This is a genomic window from Arthrobacter wenxiniae, from assembly GCF_013376105.1.
GTDB classification, from domain to species: Bacteria; Actinomycetota; Actinomycetes; order Actinomycetales; family Micrococcaceae; genus Specibacter; species Specibacter wenxiniae.
Genome location: NZ_JAAMFM010000002.1, coordinates 1 through 25305, shown reverse-complemented (window position 1 = coordinate 25305; position 25305 = coordinate 1). Strand labels below are relative to the sequence as shown.

Sequence of the window (25305 nt, the reverse complement as noted above, 5' to 3'; positions counted from 1 at the left end):
ATAAACTTTTGTTCAACAATCCTGCAAGTATTTGTTCAACAATCGCGGCGGGAGTGGATCCGGGGCGTCCTGTTGGACGCACGCGCCGGTGCAGGCGCCGCGCCGGTGAACTGCGCCAGCAGTTCCGACTCCGCCACGTCAAGGTAGCTCCGCAGCCTCTCGGCGGCCTCCGCACGCTGCCCGGCGGCCAGCAGCTCGAGCAGTTCGGCGTTGAGTTCCACGTAGTGGCTGTGGAAGTCGGGGGCGTTGCTCATGGCATGGAAGACCAGCCGCATTTGCGCCAACACGCGCGACATCATCTCCAGCAGGCCTGTGCTCCCGGTGCCCAGGATCAGCGCCTCGTGGAAGCGCTGGTTCGCCGCGGCCATGTCCGGCACGGAGCCGCGGGCCAGCGCGCCGCGGGCCTCGGCCACCACCGAACGCAGCTCCGCAATGTCCGGCCCCGGCCCCCACAGGGCGGCCGCGGGCTCGAGGATCCGCCGCACATTGTAGATTTCCCGGATCTCGTCGGGGCCGGGGGAGGCGACAAAAACGCCGCGGTTGGGAATGCGGGTGACGATCAGCTCGCCGTCCAGCACAGTGAAGGCCTCGCGCAGGGTGTTGCGTGAGACCCCCAGGGTGGCCGAAAGGGACTGTTCGGAGAGCTTGGTGCCGGGCACCAGGCGGCCCTCCGCAATCCGGCTGCGCAGCACCGACGCCACCCACGCACCCGTGTGGGCATGGGTGGCGGTGGTGGGCAGGTCACCGAGGGCGGCATTCATTGGCATGCACCCAATCTATCCAACGCGCGGCCCACGCCGGCGCAGGTCTCCTATTCGATGCGGCACACCGGCTCGCCGCGCACCAGCCCGTCGCCGGGGGCGTGCGGGCCGCGCGCCACGGTGCCGTCACGGTGCGCCGTGACAGTGGATTCCATTTTCATGGCCTCAAGGACGGCGACGGGGTCCCCGGCGGAGACGGAAGCGCCGTCCGCGGCAACCCATTTGACGAGCTTTCCGTTCATCGGGGCGGCCAGCACGGCGGGGTCCGCCGCGACGGCAGTCGCGCCGCCCGTCCGGGGGCCGTCAGGGCCGCCGCCCGTGTGCGTGCCGTCAGGGCCGCCGCCGTTCCCGGGAGTCCCGGGATTTCCCCGGTTTCCGCTGCGGAGTCCGGCCAGCAGCTGCGCGGGAAGGCCAATCCGCAGCGCCTTGCCGTCGACGTCAATGGTCAGCTCCTCGCGGCGGCCGTCCGGCTCGGCCCGGGCGATCTGGTCCGAGGCCGCCAGCGTTGCGGCGAATTCGGATTCTATCCAGGTGGTGTGCACGCCAAAATGATCGTCGGCGGTGAAGGCGGGGTCGCGGACCACCGCGCGGTGGAACGGCAGGACCGTGGGCAGCCCGGCGATGACCATTTCGTCCAGGGCCACCCGGGCGCGCCGCAGGGCCTGGGCGCGGTCGGCGCCGCGGACGATCAGCTTGGCCAGCAGGGAATCGTAGTCGCCGGGCACGGTGGAGCCGGTGCGCACCCCGGAATCCACCCGGATGCCGGAGCCGGTGGGCGGCTCAAAGGCGGTGACGGTGCCCGGGCCCGGCAGGAAGCCGCGGGCGGGGTCCTCGGCGTTAAGCCGGAACTCAAACGCGTGGCCCACGGGCTGCGGATCCTCCGTGAAGCGCAGGGGTTCGCCGGCCGCGATGCGGAACTGCTCCGCCACGAGGTCCACGCCCGTGGTTTCCTCCGTGATGGGGTGCTCCACCTGGAGCCGGGTGTTGACCTCCAGGAAGGAAACGGTGCCGTCGTCGGCCACGAGGTACTCCACGGTGCCGGCACCCTGGTACCCGGCCTCCCTGCAGATGGCCTTGGCGGACGCGTGGATGCTGGCCCGCTGCGCCTCTGACAGGAACGGGGCCGGCGCCTCCTCGACCAGCTTTTGGTGGCGGCGCTGGAGGGAGCAGTCGCGCGTGCCAACCACCACAACGTCGCCGTGCCGGTCCGCGAGCACCTGGGCCTCCACGTGGCGGGGGCGGTCCAGGAACCGCTCCACGAAGCATTCCCCGCGGCCAAAGGCGACGGTCGCTTCGCGGACGGCGGATTCGAAGGCGTCGTCGACCTCGTCCATGGTCCGGGCGATCTTCAGCCCGCGCCCGCCCCCGCCGAACGCCGCCTTGATGGCAACCGGGAGGCCAAACTTCTCCGCGAAGGCGCGCACCTCGGCCCCGGAGGCGACGGGGCCGTCGCTGCCGGGCACCAGCGGGGCGCCCGAGCGGACGGCGATTTCGCGGGCCGTGACCTTGTTGCCCAGGTCCCGGATGGCCTGCGGCGGGGGGCCGATCCAGGTCAGCCCGGCGTCGATTGCGGCCTGGGCAAAGTCGGCGTTTTCGGACAGGAAACCGTAGCCGGGGTGCACGGCGTCTGCTCCGGAACGCAGGGCGATGTCGATGATTTTGGTGATGTTCAGGTACGTGTCCGCGCCGGAACGCCCGCCCAGGGCGTACGCCTCGCCGGCCCGGCGCACGTGCAGGGAGTCGGCGTCGGGATCGGAATAGACGGCGACGGACTCCAGCCCGGCATCGGCGCAGGCCCGGGCCACGCGCACGGCGATCTCGCCGCGGTTGGCGATGAGTACTTTCTTCATGGGCGGGTTCCTTGGTGGCTCGAAAGGTGGCTCGGGGTGGCAGTGGCAGTGGGGCCGGCTGGCACAAAGCGCACCCGAGTGCCCGGCGGGAGCTGGGCGGCGGCGCCCAAGTCCTCGGGGATGACGGCGGCGATGACGGGGTAGCCGCCAGTCACCGGATGGTCGGCCATGAACAGCACGGGCAGCCCGGACGGCGGCACCTGCAGGGCGCCCCAGACAACCCCTTCGCTGGCCAGTTCGCCGTCGCGGATGCGGGGGATGGGCGTGCCGCCGGCGTCCGGTTCAAGGCGGACGCCGATCCGGTTAGAGGCCGCACCCACCAGCCAGTCCTGCCCGGTCAGGGCCGCCATCCCGGCCGCGCCAAACCAGTCGTCCCGGGGGCCGGCGGTGATGCGCAGGACGGCGGTGCCGGAGGCCGGCAGCGGCCGAAGGCTGGGCGGCTCCGCAGACCCCACCACGTGCGCCCCGCGGACGGGCCCCACCGGGATGCGGCTGCCGGCGGCCAGCGGCGCCGGGCCGATCCCTGAGAGCACGTCCGTGGACCGGCTGCCCATGACCGGTTCCGCCGCCACGCCGCCGCGCACGCCAACGTAGCAGCGCAGGCCCGCGGTGACGGGACCGATTGCCAGGGTCTCCCCGGCCAGCAGGGCAAACGGGGCGTCCTGGGCGGGCCGCCGCTCGCTGCGGCCGGCGTCCGCCGGCGTGATGCGAAGTTCCGCCCGTGCGCCGGTGACGGCCAGGACGTGGTCGGACCCGGCCGTCAGGGACAGGGAGCCCATTAAGTTTTCGACGACGGCGTCCCCCGCCCGGTTGCCGACAAGCCTGTTGGCCTGCCGTGCCGCGGAAGGGTCAATGGCGCCTGCTGCGGACACGCCCAGGTCGCCCAGGCCGGGCCGCCCCAGGTCCTGGATGAGGGACTGCAGGCCGGCGGAGGCCACCAGCAGGCCGCCGCCCAAAGCAGGCGGCGCGGCGGTGCCGCGGGCGCCCGGGGAGGCGCCGGCGTCGTGCTTCACCGCGGCGGGGCGCGCGGGCTGCAGGCTCATGGCGGGGCGGGCGGCGGTAAAGCGGACCCGGTCCTGGGGGCGGATCAGCGCCGGTTCGGCGCGGTCCAGGGACCACAGGAGGGCGTCGGTGTGGCCGATCAGCTGCCAGCCGCCCGGGGACTGGCGCGGGTAGACGGCGGAGTAGTCACCGGCGAGGGCCACGGCGCCGGCCGGCACGGACGTGCGCGGGGTGCGCCGGCGCGGGACACTCAGGGCCGTGTTTTCACCCAGGAGGTAGGCAAAGCCCGGGGCAAATCCGCCGAACGCCGCCCGCCAGGTCTGGCCGGTGTGCGCGGCCACGACGGCTTCGGGGCTCAGGTCCGTGAGGGAGGCAACCTCGGCGAGGTCGGCGCCGTCGTAGTGCACGGCGACCTCCACCAGCTTGCCGGCCCCGGCGGGGGCAGCGCCGAGGTCGAGGGCGGCGATGGCGGCGGCGGCGGTGCGGGCTGAGTTGGGGGAGTCAAACGTGACCAGGACGGTGGCCGCCGCGGACAGGGCGTCCAGCTGGCCGGGCAGGGGCGATTCCGCCAGCCGTGCCGCCAGCGCCAGCACGGCCGGGAGGCAAGAAAGTTCCACCAGGAGGGCGCGCGTGCCCGCCGGGCGGATGGCCGTGACGCGGTGGGTTGCCGCGGAGTCCATGATGGCGCCCACCGTGGTGTTCACGCGAAGCTTCTGATCTGCACGCCGGCCGCCTCCAGCGCGGCACGGACGGCGGCCGCCATGGCCACGGCCCCGGCGGTGTCGCCGTGGACGCAGATGCTTTCGGACGGCATGGCGATGATGCTGCCGTCGACGGCGGTGATGGTCCCCTCGGTGGCCAGGCGCACCATGTTGGCGGACACCTGGGCGGGGTCGTGGAGCACGGCGTTGGCCTCGCGGCGGGAGACGAGCGTCCCCTCAGGCGTGTAGCTGCGGTCCGCGAAGGCCTCGGCCACGGCGCGCAGCCCCCTGGCCTCGGCCTTGGCGAGGGCCACGGAACCTGGCAGGAGCAAAAGGGGCAGCTCCCCGCCATGGGCCTTGACGGCGTCGACCACGGCCTGGGCGTGCCCTTCGTGGTGGACGATCGTGTTGTACAGGGCGCCGTGGGGCTTGACGTACTTGACCGTGGCCCCGGCGGCCCCGGCCAGTGCGGAGAGTGCGCCCAGCTGGTAGAGGACGTCGTCAGCCAGCTCAGTGGGGGAGCAGTCCAGGAAGCGGCGGCCGAATCCGGCCAGGTCGCGGTAGCCCACGTGCGCGCCGATCGTCACGCCGGCCGCCACGGCCTCGCGGCAGGTCCGGGCGATGGTGCTCGGGTCCCCGGCGTGGAAGCCGCAGGCGACGTTGGCGCTGGAGACCGAGCCGAAGATTGCGGCGTCGTCGCCCATGGTCCAGTTTCCGAACGACTCGCCGACGTCGGCATTGAGGTCAATGTAAGGCATCTGTGATCCCCGTCTCGTGATGTGGTTCTCTAAGAATGCCTTAAGTCTTCAGATTGTTCAACAATCTTGTGGCGGGCGTGCGGCCGTCCCCGGATCCGGGCCGTGGAAACTTTGAAGCGGCGCGTGGTTGGAGCCCAACGGTGCGCCACTTGAGAAGTGGCGCACCGTTGGGCTCCAGCGAGGCGCAGGTGTGCAGGTGTAAGGGAAGCGCGTCAGTCGAAGACGACCGTGCGGGTGCCGTCGAGCAGGACGCGGTGTTCGGCATGCCATTGCACGGCCTGGGCCAGTGTCCGGGCCTCGACGGCGCGGCCCATGGAGACGAATTTCTCCACGGAATGGCCATGGTCCACGCGGATCACTTCCTGCTCAATGATGGGCCCCTCGTCCAGGGCCGCCGTGACGTAGTGGGCCGTGGCCCCGATGATCTTCACCCCGCGCGCGTGCGCCTGGTGGTACGGCCTGGCACCCTTGAAGGACGGCAGGAAGGAGTGGTGGATGTTGATGGCCCGGCCCTCGAGGTGGCGGCAGAGGTCGTCGGAGAGGACCTGCATGTAGCGGGCCAGCACCACCAGCTCCACCTCGTGCTCGGCCACGAGTTCCAGCAGGGCGGCCTCTGCGTCGGCCTTGGTGTCCGGCGTGACGGGGAGGTGGTAAAACGGGATGCCGTAAAACTCGGCGAGCGGCTGCAGGTCCCGGTGGTTGGAGACGATGGCCGGAATGTCAATGGGCAGCGTGCCGGAGCGCTGCAGGAAGAGCAGGTCGTTGATGCAGTGCGCGGCCTTGGAGGCCAGTATCAGCGTGCGCACCGGCGCCCCGGCGCGGTGCAGCTGCCAGTTGAGCCCGAACGCTGCGGCAACGCCGTCGAGGTGCTCGCGGAGGCGGCTGAACGACGTCGTGGTTTCCACGGCGACCCGCATGAAGAACGTGCCGGTGTCCGGGTTGCCGTACTGCTGGGAGTCGGTGATGTTGCAGCCGGACTCCAGCAGGGCTCCGGAAACGGCGTGGACTATGCCGGGCCGGTCCGCGCAGGATAGCGTCAGGACATGGCCGCGGGGGCCAGGGGCGGCAGGGGGCTTCTGTTCAGTCATCCCGCCAACATTACCGTCCCGCCGCGGGCCTGTACTACAGTTAAGGGGTTGCGACTGGCGATGAGGTGGGCCACCACCGGGGAGCAGCACGAGCGAAGGCCCTGGGATCGTACGCCTGGGACAGGGGCCCCGACTGCCAATCAGGGATTTGGCGGTGGACGAGCCGTGTCTGCGCACTTCACATGTGCACTTCACACAAGGAAGCGGCCTGCGGGCGCGGGTGTTCACCGGATAATCTGGCTAAGAAGAGTTTTTTCGTGTTGTCCATCCAGGAGTCCTGAAGTGTCTATTTCCACCACACAGTCCGTGACCAATGTCCCGCTCTCCGAGCTGGACCCCGAAATCGCCGCCGTCCTGAAGGACGAGCTCGGCCGTCAGCGCGACACGCTTGAAATGATCGCCTCCGAAAACTTCGCCCCCCGCGCCGTGCTGGAGGCCCAGGGCTCCGTGCTCACCAACAAGTACGCCGAAGGCTACCCGGGCCGGCGCTACTACGGCGGCTGCGAGTACGTGGACGTCGCCGAGAACCTGGCCATCCAGCGCGTGAAGGACCTCTTCGGCGCCGAGTACGCCAACGTCCAGCCGCACTCCGGCGCCCAGGCCAACGCCGCCGCGCTCGCCGCCATGATCACCCCCGGCGACAAGATCCTGGGCCTGTCCCTGGCCCACGGCGGCCACCTGACCCACGGCATGAAGCTGAACTTCTCCGGCAAGCTCTACCAGGTCGCCGCCTACCAGGTGGAGGAAGACACCTTCCGCATCGACATGGACAAGCTCCGCGAGCAGGCCATCGCCGAGAAGCCCCAGGTCATCATCGCCGGCTGGTCCGCCTACCCCCGCCACCTGGACTTCGAGGCCTTCCGCTCCATCGCCGACGAGGTTGGCGCGCTGCTGTGGACCGACATGGCCCACTTTGCCGGCCTGGTTGCCGCAGGCCTGCACCCTAGCCCGGTGCCGCACTCCGACGTCGTCACCTCCACCGTGCACAAGACCCTTGCGGGTCCGCGCTCGGGCGTGATCCTGGCCAAGCAGGAATGGGCCAAGAAGCTCAATTCCGCCGTGTTCCCCGGACAGCAGGGCGGCCCTCTCATGCACGTCATCGCCGCCAAGGCCGTGGCTTTCAAGGTTGCCGCGGGCGAGGAATTCAAGGAGCGCCAGCAGCGGGTGCTCGAAGGCGCCAAGATCATCGCGGACCGCCTCAACGCCGCCGACGTGGCCGAGGCCGGCGTGTCCGTGCTGACCGGCGGCACCGACGTGCACCTGGTGCTCGTGGACCTGCGCAACTCAACGCTGGACGGCCAGCAGGCCGAGGACCTCCTGCACAGCGTCGGGATCACGGTGAACCGCAACGCGGTCCCGTTCGACCCCCGCCCGCCGATGGTCACCTCCGGCCTGCGGATCGGCACCCCGGCCCTGGCCACGCGCGGCTTTGGCGCCCCCGAGTTCACCGAAGTTGCCGAGATCATCGCCGCGGCGCTGAAGGGCGGCGCCGACGTCGACGCCCTCGGCGCCCGCGTGAAGAAGCTCACCGCCGACTTCCCGCTATACCCCGGCCAGGAAGAATGGTAGGCGGCGTGCCCGGGGCGGCCCCCGCGGCACAAACCGCGCAAATCCTGGACGGCAAGGCCACCGCGGCCGCCATCAAGGCCGAGCTGAAGGAACGGGTGGCCGCGCTGACGGCACGGGGGATCACCCCCGGCCTGGGCACCATCCTGGTGGGCGAGGACCCCGGCTCCCAGTGGTACGTGGCCGGCAAGCACAAGGACTGCGCCGAAGTGGGGATCAGCTCCATCCGCATCGACCTGCCGGACTCCGCCACCCAGGAGGAGGTGCTCGACGCCGTCCGCCGACTAAACGCCGACCCCGCCTGCACCGGCTACATCGTCCAGCTCCCGCTGCCGGCGCACGTTGACCAGGACGTGGTCCTCGAGGCCATCGACCCCGCCAAGGACGCCGACGGCCTGCACCCGATGAACCTGGGCCGGCTGGTGGCCAACGTCAACCGGCCCATGTCCTCGCCGCTGCCGTGCACGCCCAAGGGCTGTGTGGAACTGCTGCGCCGCCACGGGATCGGGCTGAGCGGCAAACGGGTCCTGGTGGTGGGCCGCGGCGTCACGATCGGCCGTCCCGTGGGGCTGCTGCTCACGCGCAGGGAGATCAACGCGACCGTCACGCTGGCCCACACGGGCACGTTGGACCTGGCGGCGGAACTGCGCGTGGCCGACGTCGTCATCGCCGCCGCCGGCCAGCCGCACATGATCAAGGCGGCGGATCTCAAGCCGGGCGCCATTGTGCTCGACGTCGGTGTCTCCCGCGTGGATGACGGCACCGGCCGCGCCGTGGTCACCGGTGACGTGGAGCCGGCCGCTTACGGGGTCGCCTCCTGGATCTCGCCGAACCCCGGCGGTGTGGGCCCCATGACCCGCGCCATGCTGCTGGCGAACGTGGTGGAGTCCGCAGAGCGGGCCTGAGCAGGATCCCGCAACCGGTGGTCGGGCGGCGGGCTTTGCGGACGCGTCGAGACGCAAGGTCTCGACCGGCCCAACCCGCGGGGCCCGGGCGCCGGCGTCTACTGTTCGATCGATTCCACGCGTTCGGGTCGCCCGTCCACCCACGCCACGAGCAGCCGGACGGATTCGGGCAGGGTCTCGTCCGTGTAATGGACGCTGATGGGCGGTCCCGCCGCCTCCAGGAGGATTTCGTAGAGTTGGGCATCCGGCCACGGTTTGGCGGCGGCGGGCTCGGGCTGTTCGTGGAGGTTGGCGCGGGCAACTTCCCCGGCAAAGGCCTCCGCATCGGTCTTCGGCAGGGACCGGTCGTCAAGTTCGGTCTGCGCCACCATGCCCGCAAGGCCGCCTCCCCTGCGGATTGTCAGCTTCATGAAAGGACCCCGACCTCCTTCCAGGCGTTGTGGACGGCGTCCTGCTCCGTGGCGCTGAACAGGGTGCCGGCGACGTCGACCGTGGCCTGCGCGGCCTCATCGAATTGCGAGTTGGGGCGCAGCCGGGTGGTCAGCACCGTGTACCAGATCTTTCCCACCTTTTCCCAGGCGAAACCACCGAGGGCGTTGGCCGCCAGGGCAAAGGCATGGTTGGGGATGCCCGAGTTGATGTGCACGCCGCCGTTGTCATTGCGGGGGTCGTTGTTGTCCGGCAGGTCCACGTAGTCGTCCATGTGTCCGGGCTGCCGGTCGCCTGAATAGGCGGTGCCCGGGTTGATCATGGAGCGCAGCGCCTTGCCCAGCGCGGGTACCAGGATCCCTTCCCCGATCAGCCAGTCGGCGTCGGCCGCGGACTGCTTGAGGCTGTACTGCTTGACGAGCGAGCCGAAGACGTCGGAGAAGGATTCATTCAGCGCGCCCGACTGCTTGCTGTAGACCAGCCCCGCGGTGAGTTCGGTGATGCCATGGGTGAGCTCATGGGCAATGACGTCCAGGGAGCGGGTCAGCCCGCCAACCTGGAAGATCCGGCCGCTGCCATCGCCGTAAACCATCTGGGCGCCGTCCCAGAACGCGTTGTCGAAGGCAACGCCGTAATGGACTGAGGAGACCAGTTCCAGCCCTGCCCCGTCCAGGGAATTGCGCGCGAACACATCGCGGTAGAATTCGTACGTTGCGCTGCTGCCGTCGTAGGCCTGGTTGACAGCCTCATCCTGCACCGGCGGCTGCCCCCAGTCCCGGACGCGGACTCCGGGCAGGAATGTCCTGCCGTTGGTCTGGTTGTCGTAGATCGTCAGGCGTCGGTCCGGGTTAACAGTGAAACCGATCATCTGCCCGAGGTTCAAGTTGAGCTGGCGGTTGAGCCGGCCCATGACGGCCCGCTGGGAACGGATCGCGGCGGAGGTGGCCAGGGCGCGGACCGCGGCCTCCCGCTGTTGGGCATCCCCCTCGACCGCCAGCCGCCCCAGCAGGTCCGGCGGAGCAATTCCGCACTGCGCCCGGCGATGGTTCCTTGACATGAACTTGTCCCTTCCATAGGCGTTGCCAATGACGGTGGTTCAGCAGGCACGGCGGGCCTGTCAGGTGAGCAGCGGGATGCGGAAAACTTGCCCGGGGAAGATCAGGTCCGGGTTGCTGATGCGGTCCCGGTTCGCTTCGAAGATGTCGTTGGCGGTGGTGTTTTGGCCCTGCTGCTGGGCAATCCGGGTCAGGTTGTCCCCGCCCTTGACCTCATACAGCTTGAAGCCATCCAGCGACGTGAACAGCGTGACGTGGACAATGTTCAGGTCGGGGCCGGGAGGGTGGAGCCCGGATGGGTCGTCGCCGAACACCTGGAGGGTCACATGGGCGCCGCGGGCCGACGTGGTTCCCAGCGTGACCGTGTTGCCGAAGTCCTTGATGACGCCCATGGAACCGGCACCCTGGATGTTGCCGCTCCCCAAGGTGTGCCCGGCGCTGTCCAGGACCTTCCAGCGCACCACCGCCTCAAAGCCGGTGCCATGGCCGGCAATCACGAATTTCTTCCCAATCACGTCGTTTGGTTGCGGCTGACGGACTTCAATCAATCGTGGTGCCACCATCACGGCCCCCTCCAATAGCTTCCCCCATGATGCGCCCAATCCGAGCCCCCGGCAAGGGGAAGTTTGGGACAGGTCCGTGGTCGACAACGCCGGGCGGCGGGCGGATACTGAAGGCCCATGGATCCTTCCCACAGCGGGCTGCGCATTCAGCTGCTCGGCCCGTTCACCGTGCGCGTGAACGGGAACGCCGTCGAGAACGGCCGATGGCGGCTGCGGAAAGCAAAGTCCCTTGTGGCGATGCTGGCCCTGGCCCCGGGGCAGCGCAGCCCTCGCGAGCAGGTATTGGACCGTCTGTGGCCCGTCTTGGAGCCCGCGGCGGCCGCGCGGAACCTGCATCAGACCCTGTACGTCGCCCGTCAAGCGCTCGCCGGGCTGGGCACGGGAAGTGAGGGCCTGCTCGCCATCCGCGGTGAAATGGTTGTGCTGGACGACACGGGACCAATCGCCGTCGACGTGCTCCAATTCGAACGGTCGGCCATGGCAGCGCTGGCCTCCGGTTCCGAGGCCAGCCTGCGCGAGGCAGCCAAGCTGTACAGCGGCGACCTCTTGCCCGAGCTGCCGGATGCCCACTGGCTGGCGGCACGGCGCGATGAGCTCCGGGAAGCACACCGCGAGGTCCTGGTGAAACTGGCGTCCACGGTGGCGCAGCGCGCACCGGAGGAAGCCCTGGTCATCCTCACGCGTGCCCTGGAATCCAATCCTGTCCACGAGGGGGCCGTGCGCGCCCAGATGGCGGTGCTGGCGGGAATGGGCCGGCGGTCGGAGGCCCTGGCGCGCTATGAGCGGCTGGTCGAGGAACTCCTCGATGCCTTCGGGACCGATCCGGATGCCCGGACCGCAGAACTGTTCCGCGAGTTGTTGACCGGGTCCCCGCCCGATGGACCCCTCCGCAAGCCCGCCGGCGCGGCCGGTCACAACGGCGCGGCCGGCAGGGAAGACACCACAGGATATCTCCCCTCCCCCTTGACAAGCTTCATCGGGCGTCAGCGTGAGCTCGTTGACGTCGAGGGGCTGATGGGCCGTGCACGCCTGCTCACTCTCACCGGGGCCGGCGGCAGCGGCAAGACCAGGCTTGCCCTGGAGGCCGCGAAGAGGGTTCGTCGCGGGTACGTGGACGGGGTCTGGTTCGTGGACCTCACCGGGGTCCGGGAGGCCCTGCTGGTGGCGGACGCCGTGGCCGAGGTCCTCGGGCTGGACTCCGGCGCGGCACCCGACCGTGTGCGAATGCTGGTCGGGCAGCTGCAGCGGCGCTCGCTGCTCCTGGTGCTGGACAACTGTGAACACCTGCTCACGGCCTGTGCCCAACTCGTCGTCGCGCTGCTCTCCGGGTCTCCTGGGGTTAGAGTGCTGGCCACCAGCCGGGAGCCGCTCCATGTTGACGGGGAATTCACCTTCAGGGTCCCATCCCTGCCGCTTCCCCCGCCTGTCCGCGCCGGCGCCCCCGACCTGGCCGAACTTGGCCGTCTGCCGTCCGTCCAGCTTTTCGTGGAGCGCGCAGCCCGGGTCCGTCCGGGTTTCGCCCTTGACGCCGGCAATGCGCAGGGGGTGGCCGAGTTGTGCCGGCGGCTCGACGGGATGCCGCTTGCCCTGGAATTGGCCGCTGCGAGGACCGCCGTTCTTGAGCCCGTTGAGATCGTGCAGCGCTTGGGCGATGCCTTGTCCCTGCTGGGCGGCGGACCCGCCGGCGCCACGCGCCGCCAGACGCTGCGCGGCACCCTGGAATGGAGTCACGCGCTGCTCACAAGACCGGAGCAGGTGCTGGTGCGCCGGTTGTCCGTGTTCGCCGGTGGTTTCACCCTCCACGCCGTCGAGGCAGTCTGCGCCGACCCGCCCCTCCAACAAACCGAACTGCTCGAGCTCCTGGCCAGGCTCGTGGACAAGTCCCTGGTGGTCACGGAAAGAAATGCCGGCGGGACCCGTTACCGGCAGCTCGAGACGGTCCGCCAGTATTGCCACGAGAATCTCGAACGTGCGGGAGAAGCGGACCGGCTGGCGGAAGCGCATTGCGCCTATTTCCTGGCCTTCGCCGTTGCCCACAATCCCGAACAGGCCACCGGGGTGGTCATCGAGGCGCCAAAGCTGCTCGACAGCGAGCACGACAACCTGCGCGCCGCACTGCGCTGGTCGTGTGCGCGCGAGCCTGAGGCCGCGCTCCGGCTCGCCGCGAGTCTGTGGCGCTTCTGGTTCCTCCGCGGCCACGCGGTGGAGGGTGCGCGCTGGATCGAGCGTGCCTTGGCGGTGGCGCCGGACCCGACCCGGCCCCGCGCGGCGGCCCTGATCGGTCTGACCGGCCTGTACAGCAGGCAGGGCCGCAGCGACCGGCATCGGGCACTCGGCGCGGAGGCCCTGGCGATCGTGCGGCAGATCGGCGAACCCGACGAGGTGGTGATGGCCCGGCTCATTGAGACCTCGCTCGCCTGGAGCACCTTTGACCTGGAGGAGGCCGAACAGCTGGCAGCCGCCGAGCACGCCGAGGCGGTCGAAGGGGGCAGGGCCGAACATGCCGCAGCCAGCAGTTGGCTGCTCGGACAGTGCGCGTTGGCCCGGGAGGACGGACCGCCCGCCGCCCGCCACCTCAACATCTGCCTGGATGAACTCGCGCAGTCAGACACCGCCACTCCAGCCTTTCTGCCGGTGATCACCCCGAGTCTGCAACTGGTCCCGATCGCCGGGCGGCTGGCACCCTGCCTCGAGGAAACCATGCTGTTGGGCAGAAGGGTCGGCGTCATCCAGGCCAAAGGCTACGCGCTGGCCGCGCTCGGCTACGCCTCCCGGCTGTCGCGGGACCAGCAGTCGGCGGAGTCCGTCGTCGCGGAGGCAGCCGAATACTTCGCCGGGCTGGGCGATGACCTGGCCAGGGCGCAGGCACTTCACCAACTTGGCTGCATTCTGCGCGACGGTGGCGGGCAAAGCGCGGCCTTTGGGGCGCTGTCCTTGGCGCGGGAGCTCCGGCGCGGCCTGGGCGACCGGCGGGGCGAGCTGCTGACCGAGCTTAACATCGCCCTGCTTCGCGCCATGGGTGGTGACATCGACCGCGGCCTGGGCGACGCCCGGAGCTGCCTCTCCAGGTTCGAGTCCGCGGGGGACCAGGTGGGTATGAGCGCCACCCTGACGATTCTGGGGGCTGTGGAGCTAATCTCCGGGGAGGTCCGGGCCGCACGGGAGATGTACAGGCGGGCAGCCGAAAGGGTTGCCCCATGGCCGAAACTCGCCGGCTGGCAACGGCTGATGGTGGCCGAGCTGTCACATGAACTCGGGGACCCGGATCGGGCGGCCCGCGAAATTGACAGGGTTGCGGCGATTTTCGACCGCACGAGATGCGTCATTGCCTGCCAACGGCTGGCAGCACTTCGCCGGCAGGCCCCGGGCGGTGATGTTGAGATCTCGTTAAGTTCCCGTTGAGAGGCCGTGATTAGCGTTACTCCTGGATCCGGCAAATGGATCCGGCACTGCCAACAGCAAACAGGAGCAATACATCATGACAACAACGCAGACTGGGCCGGCCCGCATCGGGGAGCCCACGATTGCCGAGTTCGCCGCCGGCCTGCGCGGCACGCTCGTCCGGCCAGGGGACGCGGACTACGACCTGGAGCGCAGCATCTGGAACGGGGCCCACGACCGCCGTCCGGCGCTCATCGCACGCTGTGCCGGCGTGGCCGATGTGATCCGCACGGTCGAGCTCGCACGCAGCGAGGGGCTGCCGCTCGCGGTTCGCGGCGGAGGCCATTCGATTCCCGGGTTTTCCACCGTCGACGGCGGCATCGTGCTGGACCTTTCGCCGATGAAGGGAATCCGGGTGGATCCGGCCCGCCGCCGCGTGGCGGCGCAGCCGGGCTGCACCTGGAAGGACCTGGACGCAGAAACCCAGCAGTTCGGGCTTGCGGTGACCGGCGGCCTGGTCTCCTCCACGGGCATCGCCGGCTTCACCACCGGCGGCGGCATCGGCTGGCTCGTGCGCAAGCACGGGCTCGCCAGCGACAACCTGGTCGGCGCCGACGTCGTCACCGCCGACGGGCAGTTTGTCCACGCGAGTGCCGGCGAGCACCCGGACCTGTTCTGGGGGCTGCGCGGAGGCGGCGGCAATTTCGGTGTGGTGACGTCCTTCGACTATCAATTGCACGAGGTGGGGCCCACCGTCCTCTCCGGACTGGCGTTCTACCCCGCGGAGGAGGCGGAGCAGGTGTTGCGGGGCTACCGGGCGGCCTGCGCGGCGGCACCCGATGAGCTGACGACGCTGGTCAACATGACCACGGCGCCGCCGGTCCCGTTCCTGCCGGAATCGGTGCACGGCAAGCCGGTCATCGCCGTGGGAGGCTGCTGGTCCGGCGATCCCGACGCCGGTGACGCCGCCACTGCACCGTTCCGCACCCTGGGAACGCTCATCGCCGACGTGTTCGCGGCCAACCCGTACGCGGGGTGGCAGCAGGCCCTCGACCCGCTGTACCCGCGGGGCGTGCACAACTATTTCCGCTCGGCATTTCTGCGCACCGCCGACGACGCGTCCCTGCGCGTGCTGCAGGACTCGTTTGCGGCGCTGCCCAACACCATGACGGAGGTCCACCTGCACCACCTGGGTGGCGCGGTGGGCCGGGTTCCGGCCGACGCAACGGCCTTCGCCGTCCGCGACCACGAATTCATTGTCAACGTCATTGCCCGCACGCCGGCGGCCGAAGGCTTCGCCGATACCGTTGACTGGGCGCGCGGCGTGACGTCCTCGCTGGGCCCGGACGCGGCTGCGTACGTGAATTTCACCGGTGAGGCCAATGCCGCGCTGGTCCGGGCGTCGTACCCGCCGGACACCTACCGGCGCCTGGTGGAACTGAAGAACGACTACGACCCCACCAACCTGTTCCGGCTCAACCAGAACGTCGCCCCCACGGCGTGACGGCACGGCCACCACAAGAAACCACCCCGGGAAAGAAGGAAACCTCTTTCCGGAAACAACACGCCATTGCGGCCGGCGGCCCCGTGGCTCCGCCCGACGGCACGTCGAAAGCGCAGAAATGGCGGCCCTGGCGGATTCCGGACAACCGTATCCGCGCTTTCGGGACGGGCAGCGGCGTGCCAGCGCGGTCCCGCACCGTTCGCCGCTGGTGGAAGCGGGCGCGGGGACCGGCCGCGGTTTGAGAGAATGAAGGCATGACTCTCCCAGGACCTGGAAAAATGACCAAACCCGGCAAGTTCACCGGCCTCGGCACCATTGTGCTGGCCATCGTCTTTCTGGTGGCAATCGTTTTCGCCGCCAACAACAGCACGGTGCTGGGCTGGGTCATCGCGGTCATCGCGTTCGGCTGGCTGGCGCTGTCCACCCTGGTCTACATCGGAGTGCACAAGGCTGCCGCGTTTGGCGCCCGCCAGGTCAAGCTCGCCCAGGCCGAGATGGCCCAGCGCACCAGCGCCAAGGCCCCGGCCGACGGCGGCACCCGGCTCGTGTCCGACGACGCCGGGTCCCGCCAGGCGGCCAAGGCGCGCGAACTAAAGCTTGACCACTCCTTCAAGATCATCAGCGTCCAGATTGGCGTCGTCAACGAACACCTGGGCAAGGACGACGCCATGGTGGCCCGCGCCCTGGAAACCATCGACATCACCGCCCGCAACGGCCGCGGCATGGTCAATCCGAACTGGGAGGCGCAGGAAGCAAGGATGGACGCCGCCATGGAGAAGAAGAATGCCGCCCGGGCCGGCGAAACCAGGCCCGGCACCCGGGGGCCCGACGGCGACGAGCCCGTGTCCGGCGTCGTGCTTGACTGAGACTGCAGCGCCAGCGCGGCGGACGGCGGGAAACGGGTAAGGTGGGTCAGGTGAGCAAGGCAACCCAAAACGGTCATTTGAGGATCGCAAGCGTCAACGTCAACGGCATCCGTGCCGCCTACAAGAACGGCATGGCCGGCTGGCTGGCCGCACGCGACGTCGACATCCTGTGCCTGCAGGAGGTCCGTGCGCCAGACGCCATCGTGGAGGGCTTCCTCGGGGCGGACTGGCACCTGCTGCACGCCGAAGCCGAGGCCAAGGGCCGCGCCGGCGTGCTGATCGCCTCCCGCAAGGACTCCCTGGAACCGACGGCCACGCGAACGGGGATCGGCGACGACTACTTCGCCACCACGGGCCGCTGGGTGGAGGCCGACTACACGCTGCAGGGCTCCGACGGCAGTGACACCACCCTGACAGTGGTCAGCGCCTACGTGCACTCCGGCGAGGCCGGCACCCCCCGGCAGGATGACAAGTACCGCTTCCTGGACACCATGATCACCCGGCTGCCCCAACTGGCCGCCGCGAGCGACCACGCACTGGTGGTGGGCGACCTCAATGTGGGCCACACCACGCTCGACATCAAGAACTGGAAGGGCAACGTCAAGCGGGCCGGCTTCCTGCCCGAGGAGCGCGCCTATTTTGACCGCTTCTTCGGAGCGGAGATCGGTTGGAAGGATGTGGCCCGGGAACTCGCCGGAGAAGTTGACGGACCGTACACGTGGTGGTCCAACCGCGGCCAGGCCTTCACCAACGACACCGGCTGGCGGATCGACTACCACATGGCCACCCCCGCACTGGCAGCCCTGGCGCAGCAGGCCGTGGTTGACCGCGCGGAATCGTACGAGTCCCGCTTTTCCGACCACGCACCCCTGGTCGTCGACTACAAGTTCTAAAGGATTTTTCGCAGCCATGAGTGAGACCCCAACCCGTCCCCGCGTCCTCTCCGGCATGCAGCCCTCCGGGGAGTCCCTGCACCTGGGCAACTACCTGGGCGCCCTGGTCAACTGGGTGAAAACGCAGGACGACTACGAGAACCTGTTCTTCATCCCGGACATGCACGCCATCACCGTCCCCCAGGACCCGGTGGAGCTGCGGGGGCGCACGCGCAGGACGGCCGCCCAGTACATTGCCGGCGGCATCGATGTTGCGAAGTCCATCTTGTTCCTGCAGTCGCACGTTCCCGAGCACGCGCAGCTGGCCTGGGTGCTCAACTGCATCACCGGCTTTGGCGAGGCGTCCCGGATGACCCAGTTCAAGGACAAGAGCGCCAAGGGCGGGCAGGAAATGGCCAGCGTGGGGCTGTTCACCTACCCGGTGCTGATGGCTGCGGACATCCTGCTCTACCGTCCCGTCGGCGTCCCGGTGGGCGACGACCAGCGCCAGCACGTGGAGCTGGCCCGAGACCTGGCCAAGCGCTTCAACCACCGCTTTGGCGACACCTTCACCGTGCCGGAGCCCTTCATCCAGAAGGAGGGCGCGCGCATCTACGACCTGCAAAATCCGACGGCGAAGATGTCCAAGTCCGCTTCGGGCCCCAACGGGCTGATCAACCTGCTGGACGAGCCCAAGGTGACGGCCAAGCGCATCAAGTCCGCCGTGACCGACACCGGCACCGTCATCGCCCACGACCGCGAAAACAAGCCCGGCGTGACCAACCTGCTCGAAATCCTCTCCACCTTGACCGACACTCCCGTGGGGGCCCTGGTGGACGGTTACCAGGGCAGGATGTACGGCCACCTCAAAGCGGACGTGGCGGACGCCGTGGTGGCCCGGCTCGAACCGATCCGCGCCCGCACGCTGGAACTGCTGGACGACCCCGCCGAGCTGGACCGCCTGCTGGCCCACGGAGCCGCGAAGGCCCGTGAGATTGCCTCCGTGACCCTCGCCGACGTGTACAACAAGGTGGGCTTCCTGCCTCCGCTCGGGACGGTAGCATAACCATGCCCGGCATTGGCCAGAGCGGGGAAACCCCGGCGCCGCACCCGGACAGCCTGGGCGTCATCATCTCGATGCCGCCGGCCCTCGCGGCCGAGCTCCACGCCTGGCGGGAATCGTACGCGGGGCCGGGCAGCAGTTCGGTGCCCGCCCACATCACGCTGGTCTCGGGGCGGGCCCGCCGCTCCTGGACGGAAGCCGCCGAACACGTCCGCAGCGTGGCTCGGAACGGCTCCCCGTTCACCATCTCGCTGCGCGGCACCGGCACCTTTGCCCCCGTCTCCCCGGTGGTGTTCCTGAACCTGGAACAGGGCGCCGGGAAATGCCGTGAACTGCACAACGAACTGCTGGCCGGCCCCGTGGAGCACCTGCTCGACTTTGAGTTTCAGCCGCACCTGACCGTGGCGCACGACCTCGACCCCGAGGTCATGGCCCGGGCGGAGGCCGAAATGGCCGGCTTCGCGGCGGAGCTGGAGGTCACCAGCATTGGGCTGTACGACTATGCCCGCGGCGGCTGGTCCCTGCACGAGGAATTGGTGCTCGGCGGCGGCCAGGGCTGAGGCGCCCGGCCTGTTCTGCCGGACCGGCGCCGGGCCGACTCGAACACCTCGGGGCGCGGCCGGGTCGCGCGCTTGCCGAATGGACTCCTTACGTTCAAGGCCGCACCGCCGAAATCCGCGCCGACCGCCCCGTTGAGGTAGGCACGGCCCACCGCCAGTGACTCGTCGATGATGCGGTACTGGCCGGAGGGGACAACGGCCTGCTCGTAGCGCGGGCCGAAACCCCGATACACCACTGCCCCGCTGGTCTGGTCGTCGCTGAACCATCCGCCGGAATCCCCGGCAAGGTCCAGGGCAATGTACTGGACCTTGGACCGTGGACCGTGGACCGGGGGCAGCCGGACACAGCCCAAGGAACGAAAAGTCTTGACCGCGGGGATCCTGTGGGCGTAAACCGGGGGTGGCCCTCGGTCGTCCTGGGGACGGCCAGCGCGGCAACGATGCCGCACGCGACGGCCGCTTCGAATGCTGTAGGAGGTTTACATGCGATCTCGTACTGGAATGTCGGTCCTTTCATGGGCCGGCGGTGCGGCCCTGGTGGCCGCAGCCTGCATTGCCGGCGTACCGACGGCATCGCCGCCAGGTGCCGCCCTGCCCGCGGTGCACCCCGCCGTGAGCGACTATCTTCAGGTCAACAGCTCCACCACCCCGCCCACGGAGGCCCAGTGCAATTCCGTTGGCCGGCGCTGCTTCACCCCGCAGTCAACACGGGCGGCCTACAACGTGGGGCCGCTCTATGCTGCGGGCCATGACGGCACCGGGATCACGATCGCGATCGTGGATTCCTACGGCAGCGACACCATGGCCCACGACCTGCATGTGTACAACCAGGCGTTCAACCTGCCATCCATGTGCGGGGAGGAAGCCGTGACGTGCACGCCCGGCATGCCGACCTTCAGTGTGCTCCACCTGCAGGGCTCGCCCGCCACCAAGGCCCCGCCCGCCCAAAGCAAGGGAACGGGGCAAAAGGACAAGGCCGCCTGGGCACTGGAGGTGGCGCTTGACGTTGAAACGGCGCACTCCATCGCACCGGGAGCCAACATCCTGCTGGTGGCCACCCCCACAGCCGAAACACTCGGCGTGAATGGCCTGCCCCAGATGATGGCCGCCGAGCAGTACGTGGTGGACCACCACCTTGCCCAGGTCATCTCCCAGAGCTTCGCCACCACGGAGGAGGCATTTGGCAGTGCCCAGTCGCTGCTGAACCTGCGCCACGCCTTCATCTCTGCCGCCCGGAACGGTGTGACGGTGCTGGGGTCCTCGGGTGACGGCGGCACGGCCAACCCGGACAAGGCGCCCGTGGGCGGGCCCCACGCGGGCGCTCCCTTCCCTTTCCCCACGGTTGAATGGCCGGCCTCCGATCCACTGGTGACCGGTGTTGGCGGAACGTACCTCTGCACCGACGCGACGGCCACGGCCGGGCGCGTCGTTGACAGTGCCAATCCGCCTGCCGCCTGCCGGGCCCATCCGGGCCAGGCCGAGGTGGGCTGGATTGCCTCAGGAGGCGGTTTCAGCCACGTCTTTGCCCGGCCGGACTACCAGTCGGCGCTGCCGGCAGGCAGCACTGCGGTTGGCTCCATGCGCGGCGTGCCCGACATCGCGCTGCAGGCCAGTGCCACGACAGGGGCCCTGGTCTACCTGTCGCTGCCGCCGGACGGGCTGGGCGGGCTCATCTGTGGCAGTGCGCCGTGCAGCACCGGCTGGTATGACATCGGTGGAACGTCGCTGTCCTGCCCGCAGTGGGCCGGGCTGGTGGCCATCGCCGCCCAGATCAACGGCGGCGGCCTGGGGCCGATCAACCCGGCGCTGTACAAGCTCGGCACGAACTCCGCGGCGTATGCCAACGACTTCCACGACGTCACGACGGGCAACAATGGGGCCGATCCATCGGTTCCGGGCTACCCGGCCACCACCGGTTGGGACCCCGTGACGGGCCTGGGCACCCCGAATGCCGCGGCGCTGCTGCCTGATCTCGTGGCAGCGGTGCGCGCCGGCTGACGCCCCGGGCACGGGGGGCGCAGGCAAGCGCAACATTCACCGGCCGGTCCAGCGCTTGCGCAAGGCTGCACTTCCCTGTGGGGCCAAACCCAGTCCAGGTTGTGCCCCCAGTGCACCCGGGGTCAAAGCCAGCACGGGTTTTGCCCCACAGACGCGGCGGGTGCGGCGGGTGGGTAAAGTGTCCGGGACTTGGCGGCAAGGAGGGGAGGGCCGGCGTCGTTCGCCAGGGCCCCTACCGCCAGGGCCCCTACTGCCAGGCCCCTACTGCCGACGGGGCCGCAGCGGCAGCCACGCCGGGCAGCAAAAAGGCGCCGTCCCACGAGGGGCGGCGCCTTCCGGCTCTGGAACTAGACCTGGCGGGCGAGGATGGCCTGCTTGACCTCGGCGATCGCCTGCGTGACCTGGATGCCGCGGGGGCATGCCTCGGTGCAGTTGAAGGTGGTGCGGCAGCGCCACACGCCTTCCTTGTCGTTGAGGATCTCCAGGCGCATGTCGCCGGCGTCGTCGCGGGAGTCAAAGATGAAGCGGTGCGCGTTGACGATGGCGGCCGGCCCGAAGTACTGCCCGTCGGTCCAGAACACCGGGCAGGACGAGGTGCACGCGGCGCACAGGATGCACTTGGTGGTGTCGTCAAAGCGCTCGCGCTCCTCGGCGGACTGCAGGCGCTCCTTGGACGGCTCGTGGCCGCGGTTGATCAGGAACGGCATGATCTCGCGGTAGGACTGGAAGAACGGCTCCATGTCCACGATCAGGTCCTTCTCCACGGGCAGGCCCTTGATGGGCTCCACCGTGATGGGCTTGGTGGTGTCCAGGTCCTTCAGGAGGGTCTTGCAGGCCAGGCGGTTGCGGCCGTTGATGCGCATGGCATCGGAACCGCACACGCCGTGGGCGCAGGAGCGGCGGAAGGACAGCGAGCCGTCCTGCTCCCACTTGACCTTGTGCAGGGCGTCCAGCACGCGGTCGGTGCCGTACATGGTCATGGTGAAGTCTTCCCACGTCGACTCCGAGGAGAACTCGGGGTCATAGCGGCGCACGCGCAGCGTCACGTCAAAGGTGGGGATGTCCCCGCCGCCGCCCAGGTGGGCGGGCAGTTCAATCTTTGACGCCGGCTCGGGAGCGGTCTCGGCGGTTTCAATGGGGCTCATTAGTACTTCCTCACCATCGGCTGGTAGCGCGTGACGACAACAGGCTTGGTCTCCAGGCGGATCCCGGCGATGTGCTCCGCGGAGCTTTCCGCGGTGACATTCGTGTCGAGGTACGCCATGGAGTGCTTCATGAAGTTCTCATCGTCCCGGTCCGGGAAATCTTCACGATAGTGGCCGCCGCGCGACTCCTGGCGGTGCAGGGCGGCGACGGTCATGACCTTGGCCAGTTCCAGCAGGAAGCCCAGTTCCACGGCCTCGAGCAGGTCCAGGTTGAAGCGCTTGCCCTTGTCCTGGACCGTGATGCGGGAGTACCGCTCCTCGAAGCCGGCGATGTCCGCCAGCACCTTGTCGATGGACTCGGCCGTGCGGAACACCTGCATGTTGGCGTCCATGGTGTCCTGCAGGTCCTTGCGGATCGCGGCCACCTTTTCGCCGCCGTCGGACGTGCGGACGTGGTCCAACAACGCAACGGTGGCCGCCTCCGGGTTCTCCGGCAGGTCGATGAACTCCGCCGTCTGGGCGTAGCTGGCCGCGGCCACGCCGGCGCGCTTGCCGAACACGTTGATGTCCAGCAGCGAGTTGGTGCCCAGGCGGTTGGAGCCGTGGACGGACACGCAGGCCACCTCACCGGCGGCGTACAGGCCGGGGATGATGGTGTCGTTGTCCTGCAGGACCTCGGTGGCAATGTTCGTGGGAACGCCGCCCATGGCGTAGTGGGCCGTGGGGAACACCGGGACGGGCTCGGTGTACGGCTCCACGCCCAGGTACGTGCGGGCAAACTCCGTGATGTCCGGGAGCTTGGCGTCGATGTGCGCCGGTTCCAGGTGCGTCAGGTCGAGCAGGACATAGTCCTTGTTCGGGCCGCAGCCGCGGCCTTCGCGGACCTCGTTGGCCATGGAGCGGGCCACGATGTCGCGCGGGGCGAGGTCCTTGATGGTGGGGGCGTAGCGCTCCATGAAGCGTTCACCGTCCGAGTTGCGCAGGATGGCGCCTTCGCCGCGGGCCGCCTCGGAGAGCAGGATGCCCAGCCCGGCCAGGCCTGTCGGGTGGAACTGGAAGAACTCCATGTCCTCCAGGGGGATGCCCCTGCGGAACGCGATGCCCATGCCGTCGCCGGTCAGGGTGTGGGCGTTGGAGGTGGTCTTGAAGACTTTGCCCGCGCCGCCCGTGGCCAGGATGACGGACTTGGCCTGGAACACGTGCAGTTCGCCCGTGGCCAGGTCATAGCTGACGACGCCGGCAATCCGCTTTTGCTTGTAGGGGGTGCCGTCCGCGCGGGTTGCGTCCTCTTCGACCGTCAGCAGGTCCAGCACGTAGTACTCGTTGTAAAACTCGACGTTGTGCTTGACGCAGTTTTGGTACAGGGTCTGCAGGATCATGTGGCCGGTGCGGTCCGCGGCATAGCAGGACCGGCGGACCGGCGCCTTGCCGTGGTCGCGGGTGTGCCCGCCGAAGCGGCGCTGGTCGATGCGGCCCTCGGGCGTGCGGTTGAACGGCAGGCCCATCTTTTCCAGGTCGATCACCGCGTCGATGGCCTCCTTGGCCATGACCTCCGCGGCGTCCTGGTCAACCAGGTAGTCGCCGCCCTTGACCGTGTCAAAGGTATGCCACTCCCAGTTGTCTTCCTCCACGTTGGCCAGCGCGGCACACATGCCGCCCTGGGCCGCACCGGTGTGCGAGCGGGTGGGGTAGAGCTTGGTCAGTACGGCTGTGCGGGCGTTCTGTCCGGCTTCAATGGCGGCACGCATTCCTGCGCCACCGGCCCCGACGATGATGACGTCGTACTTGTGGACCTGCATACTGGATGCTCTTTCTCTCTGTACTGCGTTCAAAATGCTGGTGTTCACTTCTGCCTGCCCCGCGGCCCGTTGAGGCCTGCGCTGCGTACTGCGTTGCGGGGTTCCGCGCTGCGGGGGTCCGAACCGGTCAGGGGACGGGGCAGAAGGACGGTAGGTCGATGACTGCACCGGCCGGGCACGGGTCAAACGTGAAGATCACGAGGGTGCCCAGCACAATGATCACGACGGCGGCCGCGTACAGCACTGTCTTGAGCGTCATGCGGGTGCCGTTGCGTTCGGCGTAGTCGTTGATGATGGTGCGCACGCCGTTGGTGCCGTGCAGCATGGCGAGCCACAGCATGACCAGGTCCCACCACTGCCAGAACGGGCTGGACCACTTGCCGGCCACGAAGCCGAAGTCGATGGCGTGGATGCCGTCGCCCAGCATGAGATTGACGAACAGGTGCCCGAAGATCAGGACAACCAGGACCACGCCGGAAACGCGCATGAACAGCCAGGCGGTCATCTCAAAGCTGGAATGCGCTGACTTGTTGCGCTTGTACTGGGGCGATTGGGCGCTGTTGGAGCGCGGCGACGCGATGACGTTGGAACTCATTTAGTGCCCCCCGAAGACGATGGAGAGGTGGCGGATCAGGAACGGAATCATGACCACGGCCCAGGCGATCAGGACGGTCCAGAGCATCTGGCGCTGGTACTTGGGGCCCTTCTTCCAAAAGTCGATGGCAATGATGCGCAGGCCGTTGAAGGCGTGGAACACGATTGCGGCAACCAGGGCGGCTTCACCCAAGCCCATGATGGGGTTTTTGTACGCCCCGATGACTGCTGTGTACGCTTCCGGGGACACGCGCACCAACGAGGTGTCCAGGACGTGCACCAACAGGAAAACGAAAATCACTACACCGGTAATCCGGTGTCCCACCCAGGACCACATGCCTTCACGGCCGCGGTACAGAGTGCCAGCTGGTTTTGTCGGCACTGAATAAACCTTCCTGCATCACCGTGACGCTGGCGTGGTTCCACGCGGGGAAACGCACACGGCGTGAGCACTCATAACTTTGCCTAAATTTAGGCTTCGCTAACAGCATATTCAACTTAGGCGCTCCTTGCCCTATGCGACAAATCACAGGGGTGGGACTTGCGTGTTGGGGCCCGGTGGTTTCCCGGGGCAGTTCCCTCATCCCCACGGACGACGCCGGCGTGTCCCGGCTGCGCCCGTGGGGGGAGCTTTACCGCCGCATCGCGGCGTTTGCAGCGCCATCGCATAGGCTGGGCACTGATGAATACGCAAAAACCGGATGCCCCCGTCCAGCCCGGAACCAGCCCGCTTGAGAAGTTTTTTGCCGTGATTCCCGCCGGGGGTGTCGGAACGCGGCTGTGGCCCCTGTCGCGGGCGGCGGCGCCGAAGTTCCTCCATGACCTGACCGGCAGCGGGAGCACGC

At 68.7% G+C, this 25305-nt stretch carries 22 protein-coding genes and 1 riboswitch; of the genes, 10 read left to right on the top strand and 12 right to left on the bottom strand.

Annotation, left to right across the window (positions count from 1 at the left end):
• Positions 1-35 precede the first annotated feature (35 nt).
• The 5 genes from G6034_RS01860 to purU form a co-directional block, all read right to left on the bottom strand.
• Entirely contained in the window at positions 36-767 is a 732-nt protein-coding gene (locus tag G6034_RS01860) for a GntR family transcriptional regulator (RefSeq protein ID WP_176633410.1), read from the bottom strand.
• Between the two features lie 44 nt (positions 768-811).
• The gene (locus G6034_RS01855; protein ID WP_176633409.1) at positions 812-2611 is read right to left on the bottom strand and encodes an acetyl/propionyl/methylcrotonyl-CoA carboxylase subunit alpha; all 1800 of its coding nucleotides are present in this window, start codon (positions 2609-2611) and stop codon (positions 812-814) included.
• Positions 2608-4317: a 5-oxoprolinase subunit B/C family protein gene (locus G6034_RS01850; protein WP_343037894.1), complete on the bottom strand. Its 1710-nt coding sequence runs from the start codon at positions 4315-4317 to the stop codon at positions 2608-2610. The genes G6034_RS01855 and G6034_RS01850 overlap by 4 nt, the downstream gene beginning before the upstream one ends.
• Positions 4314-5072 (bottom strand): LamB/YcsF family protein, encoded by a 759-nt coding sequence (locus tag G6034_RS01845; RefSeq protein WP_176633408.1) that lies wholly within the window; start codon positions 5070-5072, stop codon positions 4314-4316. The genes G6034_RS01850 and G6034_RS01845 overlap by 4 nt, the downstream gene beginning before the upstream one ends.
• A gap of 212 nt (positions 5073-5284) precedes the next feature.
• Entirely contained in the window at positions 5285-6160 is an 876-nt protein-coding gene (gene purU, locus G6034_RS01840) for a formyltetrahydrofolate deformylase (RefSeq protein ID WP_176633407.1), read from the bottom strand.
• 40 nt (positions 6161-6200) lie between these two features.
• Positions 6201-6288, top strand: a riboswitch (ZMP/ZTP riboswitch).
• A gap of 154 nt (positions 6289-6442) precedes the next feature.
• Here purU and glyA point away from each other — a divergent pair.
• Positions 6443-7729 carry a serine hydroxymethyltransferase gene (gene glyA, locus G6034_RS01835; protein ID WP_176633406.1) on the top strand — a complete coding sequence of 429 codons (1287 nt, stop codon included), beginning with the start codon at positions 6443-6445 and terminating at the stop codon, positions 7727-7729.
• Positions 7723-8631: a bifunctional methylenetetrahydrofolate dehydrogenase/methenyltetrahydrofolate cyclohydrolase gene (locus tag G6034_RS01830; RefSeq protein WP_176633405.1), complete on the top strand. Its 909-nt coding sequence runs from the start codon at positions 7723-7725 to the stop codon at positions 8629-8631. The genes glyA and G6034_RS01830 overlap by 7 nt, the downstream gene beginning before the upstream one ends.
• Positions 8632-8729: 98 nt before the next feature.
• Here G6034_RS01830 and G6034_RS01825 read toward each other — a convergent pair whose 3' ends face one another.
• Genes G6034_RS01825 through G6034_RS01815 form a run of 3 tightly spaced genes read right to left on the bottom strand, consistent with a single transcriptional unit; the run spans position 8730 to position 10678 of the window.
• A complete protein-coding gene (locus G6034_RS01825; protein ID WP_176633404.1) occupies positions 8730-9041 on the bottom strand; it encodes a protealysin inhibitor emfourin in 312 nt (103 codons plus the stop codon).
• Positions 9038-10117 (bottom strand): M4 family metallopeptidase, encoded by a 1080-nt coding sequence (locus G6034_RS01820; RefSeq protein ID WP_218063469.1) that lies wholly within the window; start codon positions 10115-10117, stop codon positions 9038-9040. The genes G6034_RS01825 and G6034_RS01820 overlap by 4 nt, the downstream gene beginning before the upstream one ends.
• A 60-nt stretch (positions 10118-10177) precedes the next feature.
• Entirely contained in the window at positions 10178-10678 is a 501-nt protein-coding gene (locus G6034_RS01815) for a LysM peptidoglycan-binding domain-containing protein (protein WP_246295240.1), read from the bottom strand.
• Between the two features lie 117 nt (positions 10679-10795).
• Between G6034_RS01815 and G6034_RS01810 the strand changes: the two genes are divergently transcribed.
• The 7 genes from G6034_RS01810 (at position 10796) to G6034_RS01780 (ending at position 20922) form a co-directional block, all read left to right on the top strand.
• Positions 10796-14080, top strand: a complete 3285-nt coding sequence (locus tag G6034_RS01810) for an ATP-binding protein (protein ID WP_176633402.1) — start codon at positions 10796-10798, stop codon at positions 14078-14080.
• A gap of 76 nt (positions 14081-14156) precedes the next feature.
• Positions 14157-15563, top strand: a complete 1407-nt coding sequence (locus tag G6034_RS01805) for an FAD-binding oxidoreductase (protein ID WP_176633401.1) — start codon at positions 14157-14159, stop codon at positions 15561-15563.
• A 278-nt stretch (positions 15564-15841) separates the two neighbouring features.
• Positions 15842-16429: a hypothetical protein gene (locus G6034_RS01800; RefSeq protein ID WP_176633400.1), complete on the top strand. Its 588-nt coding sequence runs from the start codon at positions 15842-15844 to the stop codon at positions 16427-16429.
• A gap of 41 nt (positions 16430-16470) precedes the next feature.
• A complete protein-coding gene (locus G6034_RS01795) occupies positions 16471-17322 on the top strand; it encodes an exodeoxyribonuclease III (RefSeq protein ID WP_425485440.1) in 852 nt (283 codons plus the stop codon).
• 16 nt (positions 17323-17338) lie between these two features.
• The gene (gene trpS, locus G6034_RS01790) at positions 17339-18367 is read left to right on the top strand and encodes a tryptophan--tRNA ligase (RefSeq protein ID WP_176633398.1); all 1029 of its coding nucleotides are present in this window, start codon (positions 17339-17341) and stop codon (positions 18365-18367) included.
• Positions 18368-18369: 2 nt separating this feature from the next.
• Positions 18370-18924: a 2'-5' RNA ligase family protein gene (locus G6034_RS01785; protein WP_176633397.1), complete on the top strand. Its 555-nt coding sequence runs from the start codon at positions 18370-18372 to the stop codon at positions 18922-18924.
• 483 nt (positions 18925-19407) lie between these two features.
• Positions 19408-20922 (top strand): S53 family peptidase, encoded by a 1515-nt coding sequence (locus G6034_RS01780; protein ID WP_176633396.1) that lies wholly within the window; start codon positions 19408-19410, stop codon positions 20920-20922.
• 347 nt (positions 20923-21269) lie between these two features.
• Here the strand turns inward: G6034_RS01780 and G6034_RS01775 are convergent, their stop codons facing one another.
• The 4 genes from G6034_RS01775 to sdhC form a co-directional block, all read right to left on the bottom strand.
• On the bottom strand, positions 21270-22067 hold the full coding sequence (locus G6034_RS01775) for a succinate dehydrogenase iron-sulfur subunit (RefSeq protein ID WP_176633395.1): 798 nt from the start codon (positions 22065-22067) through the stop codon (positions 21270-21272).
• Positions 22067-23866: a succinate dehydrogenase flavoprotein subunit gene (gene sdhA / locus G6034_RS01770; protein WP_176633394.1), complete on the bottom strand. Its 1800-nt coding sequence runs from the start codon at positions 23864-23866 to the stop codon at positions 22067-22069. The genes G6034_RS01775 and sdhA overlap by 1 nt, the downstream gene beginning before the upstream one ends.
• A gap of 127 nt (positions 23867-23993) precedes the next feature.
• Positions 23994-24461, bottom strand: coding sequence for a succinate dehydrogenase hydrophobic membrane anchor subunit (locus G6034_RS01765; protein WP_176633393.1), 468 nt, complete (start codon positions 24459-24461; stop codon positions 23994-23996).
• Positions 24462-24842, bottom strand: a complete 381-nt coding sequence (gene sdhC / locus G6034_RS01760; RefSeq protein ID WP_176633392.1) for a succinate dehydrogenase, cytochrome b556 subunit — start codon at positions 24840-24842, stop codon at positions 24462-24464.
• A 300-nt stretch (positions 24843-25142) separates the two neighbouring features.
• On the opposite strand from sdhC, the gene G6034_RS01755 reads away from it, so the two are divergent.
• Positions 25143-25305: sugar phosphate nucleotidyltransferase (locus G6034_RS01755; RefSeq protein WP_246295238.1), on the top strand; the 163-nt coding region annotated here is incomplete at its 3' end.